General features: G+C 42.0%; 3 protein-coding genes. 1 reads left to right on the top strand and 2 read right to left on the bottom strand.

The window, feature by feature from the left end; genetic code table 11:
* On the bottom strand, positions 1-490 hold a 490-nt coding region (locus tag ACIQ1E_RS14225; protein ID WP_396172036.1), incomplete at its 3' end, for a hypothetical protein.
* A gap of 171 nt (positions 491-661) precedes the next feature.
* Between ACIQ1E_RS14225 and ACIQ1E_RS14220 the strand changes: the two genes are divergently transcribed.
* The gene (locus tag ACIQ1E_RS14220; protein WP_396172034.1) at positions 662-2,806 is read left to right on the top strand and encodes a DNA adenine methylase; all 2,145 of its coding nucleotides are present in this window, start codon (positions 662-664) and stop codon (positions 2,804-2,806) included.
* Position 2,807: 1 nt separating this feature from the next.
* On the opposite strand, the gene ACIQ1E_RS14215 is transcribed toward ACIQ1E_RS14220, so the two are convergent.
* The coding region (locus ACIQ1E_RS14215; RefSeq protein ID WP_396172033.1) for a hypothetical protein at positions 2,808-3,502 on the bottom strand (695 nt) is incomplete at its 5' end.

Genomic DNA, 3,502 nt, shown 5'->3' with positions numbered 1-3,502 from the left:
CGATGTTTGTTCGAGTGGTGAGGACGTACAGATCAATATCAAGCGTGGAAGGAATACACATCAGCGCATTGGTCAACTCACTGTCCAACTGAGCCATCTTGTGCCACACGATATCTTTGAAGCGGAGGTGGGTCGTGAGTAGGACTGGGTGTTCGTACAAATACTCGAACAGTTTGATCGTTTCCGCCATCTTGTCCAAGAAGGAGTTGCTCTCTCTCGCGCGAGCGAGAAAGTAATTCACAATCCTGGAGGCATCTTCTTGTTGCTTCATCAAATTCAGTTCGTCTTGTACCACGTCTGTTTGGCTTGCCACTGATTGGCGCGGCTGTTCTTGCGCTGTGTGGCACGTCGGTGCTTGGAGTGGCTGCGCTTGCGCTTTTTGCGCCTTTTCCAGTTGGAAACGGGTCGGGTAGCGGCGCGTCATGGTAGCTTGAAGCGGCTGCTCTTGCGCCTTCTTAAGTTGGAAGCGGGTCGGGTAGTGGTGGGACATGATAGCGTGGATTTGAGGGCGAGTGTGACTTCTTTTACAATCGTATGCGGCTTCAATTTTTTTATAATATGCATGGCAAAAATCATAAAATTGACAATTAGGTTTGTTAACGAATTAGTTAACGTTACTGATTTAGCTTAAATTGCTGAATCATACCATAAATAGAACTCCATGGTTACACATCGTTGTGACAATTGTCAAAAAGTGTTTGCGCAAAAGTGCCGTCTTGACAATCATAACAAACGTAAACGTCCATGCAAGAAAAATACACTTGAAACAGTTGCTGAACAGAATATCCAAGAAGCCTCTTCTACATCTCCCCCTTCACCTGTCCCTGTACCAATCGATGATACAGATTTATCCAAAAAAACACGCGAGGAACTTATTACACTGTGTAAATATAAAAAAATCAATTCATACAGTGGAAAAAAAAAGAACCAGCTCATTGAGCTTCTATCTGGCGATGTAAAAAAAAATACACCTATTGTAACCATTCGATATCTTGGCTGTAAACAAAAACTTCTCGAATTTCTCGATAAAAGTATTAATGCTTGCTATCAAGAGATTGGCAAGGAAACATGCGTTCTATTCGATGCCTTTTGTGGAACAGGTACAGTGTCTTCTCATTTCGCATCAAAAGGGTACAATGTGATTGCTTGTGATATTCTATCATTCTCTTCTGTCCTTACCAAGTGCCTTATTGGAATTACAATCAAGGATCTGTCATTCAAGCATATCATTGGAGAGTCTATGACTCCGATTGATGATATCTTGCTACGTCTCAATACACTAGAAGGACAGGGTGATTATATCACCCAAACGTACACTCCTGTTGGTAATCGCATGTACTTTACCGAAAATAACGGCAGAAAGATTGACGCCATTCGCAATCAGATTGAACAATGGTTATCTACTTCACATATCACACCATTGGAACACGACTTTCTTGTCGGCTGTCTTATTGTTGCTGTCAGTCGTGTAAGCAATACTGCAGGTACGTATGGCGCATTCAATAAAAAATGGGACGTTCGTTCCGAAAAGCCATTGTCACTCTTTAATCCATTTCCCTTAACTACAAACGGCGTCGTATTAAATGCCGACGTGTCGACGGTTCTTTCAAATCATCAGTGTGATATCCTATATCTTGACCCTCCTTACAACGAACGTCAGTATGGAAACTACTATCATGTCCTAGAAACAATTGTTCGAAATGATAAACCCGAAGTCAAAGGAGTTACAGGCCTTCGTGATTGGAGTGATACGAAATCTAATTTCTGTGTTGCATCGAAAGTAGAAAATGAACTCGACACTCTTCTTCGTCTTACAAATGCTAGTTTCGTTGTAATGAGTTACAATAACGAGGGACACCTTTCCAAAGATAAAATCATAGAAATAATGAGTAAATATGGCACGGTACAATGCGAGGACATTCCATACGAACGGTACAATCGAGTGAAAGGAAAGGGTTCAGACATAGTAGAATACATCTTTACTCTGAATAAAACAAATGCTCCTAGCAAAAACGTGATTATTGTCCCTGACCAACCTGTATCTATCCCTATCAATCTGCCTCTACCTACATGGCATAATACCATCTTTCACTCAGACTGTATTGTTGGTATGAAAGCCCTTCCTGAAAAATCGATTGATCTCATCTTGACCGATCTTCCATATGGCCTTACCGAGTGTAAATGGGATAGTATTATTCCATTGAAAGAGCTATGGGAACAATATAAACGGCTTATCAAGCCAACTGGCGCAATTGTCCTCTTTGGTCAACAACCGTTCAGTAGCATGCTAGTTAGTAGCAACTATGAAATGTTCAAATACTCCCTTGTATGGAAGAAAACCAAGACAGGAAACTTTGCACAAGCCCCTTATCGATTCCTTTGCGAACACGAAGACATTCTTGTATTTAGTTATGGAAAAGTGACCAAAAACGGAAATCCACGTATGACTTATAACCCTCAAGGTACTACAGAGTGTAATAAAACAATGAAAGGAAAAACAGGAACAACCTCTCACCGTGAAGGACGTGCTACACAGAGCGACTATGTCCAAACTGTCACCAACTATCCTCGTAGCATTCTTGAGTTTGGAAGTGAAGGAAAAGCAGAACACCCTACTCAAAAGCCTATTGAACTATGTAAATACTTGATTCGCACTTATACAAATCAAGGTGATATTGTTCTTGATTCCTGTATGGGTTCAGGTACAACAGCGGTAGCGGCCGTTCAGACTGGCAGAACCTATGTAGGTTATGAAAAAGAAGAAAAATACTATCAAATAGGAATAGAGCGACTAAAGAATGCTTGAATTACAAATTGATGGTATAGTTTCCTTGCGAATCGAGTCCGAACCAAATCGGATAAGAGAGAGTGGGTTGAATAGCAGTTAGGTCATCGAGTTTCGGAACGTATACACACAGGCCCTTCTCAATCGTGTAAGAAGGATACAGAGGTTGAACGTATTCAATAAATTTTGTGAGGTTGTCCAGTTGACGAACGCCCATCAGAATATCTTTTTTGATTTTTCCTTCGCAGATATACATTTTTTGGTTGGTATGGTCGGCCAGAACAAGGTCTGGAATAGTGACGTCCTTCGGAACGGCATGATTTTCTTGTTTGCTGTCCACAAAGTAGCTGCGCGCCGAGCTGCTGTGATTGTGGTAGAGTACGCTCTTTCCTGCCATCTCCATGCAGTTCTGAAAGAGAATCGTAGACGACTTCTCGCTTTGCGTTTCAAACGTCCAGTACACGGCGACTGCGTTCGCGCCCATCGTACTTAGGTCACTTCCTTCTAGACGCAAGTCATATCGGTTGTTCGCGTACCAGAATTTGTCAGAACGTTTGCACATCTTGCTCGTATCCACGCCATGTTCGGCAACCACGAACGATGCCTCCTTATCCAACGCATAGATAGCCGAGGCAATCCCAGTCACAAACCCTTTGTTCGGATCATTTGAAATCTTCTTTCCATCCTTCTTGTTCAATTTGGCACGAATCTGGTAAT

The sequence above is a fragment of the Flavobacterium sp. genome (assembly GCF_044348915.1).
In the GTDB taxonomy this organism is placed as follows: Bacteria; Bacteroidota; Bacteroidia; order Flavobacteriales; family Flavobacteriaceae; genus Flavobacterium.
The sequence above is the reverse complement of the archived record's forward strand: the minus strand, read 5'-3'. Positions and strand labels throughout refer to the sequence as shown.

Bases quoted from the DNA above. Each gene is read 5' to 3' on its own strand.
- ACIQ1E_RS14220 (WP_396172034.1), top strand. From the start codon at position 662: ATGGTTACACATCGTTGTGACAATTGTCAAAAAGTGTTTGCGCAAAAG.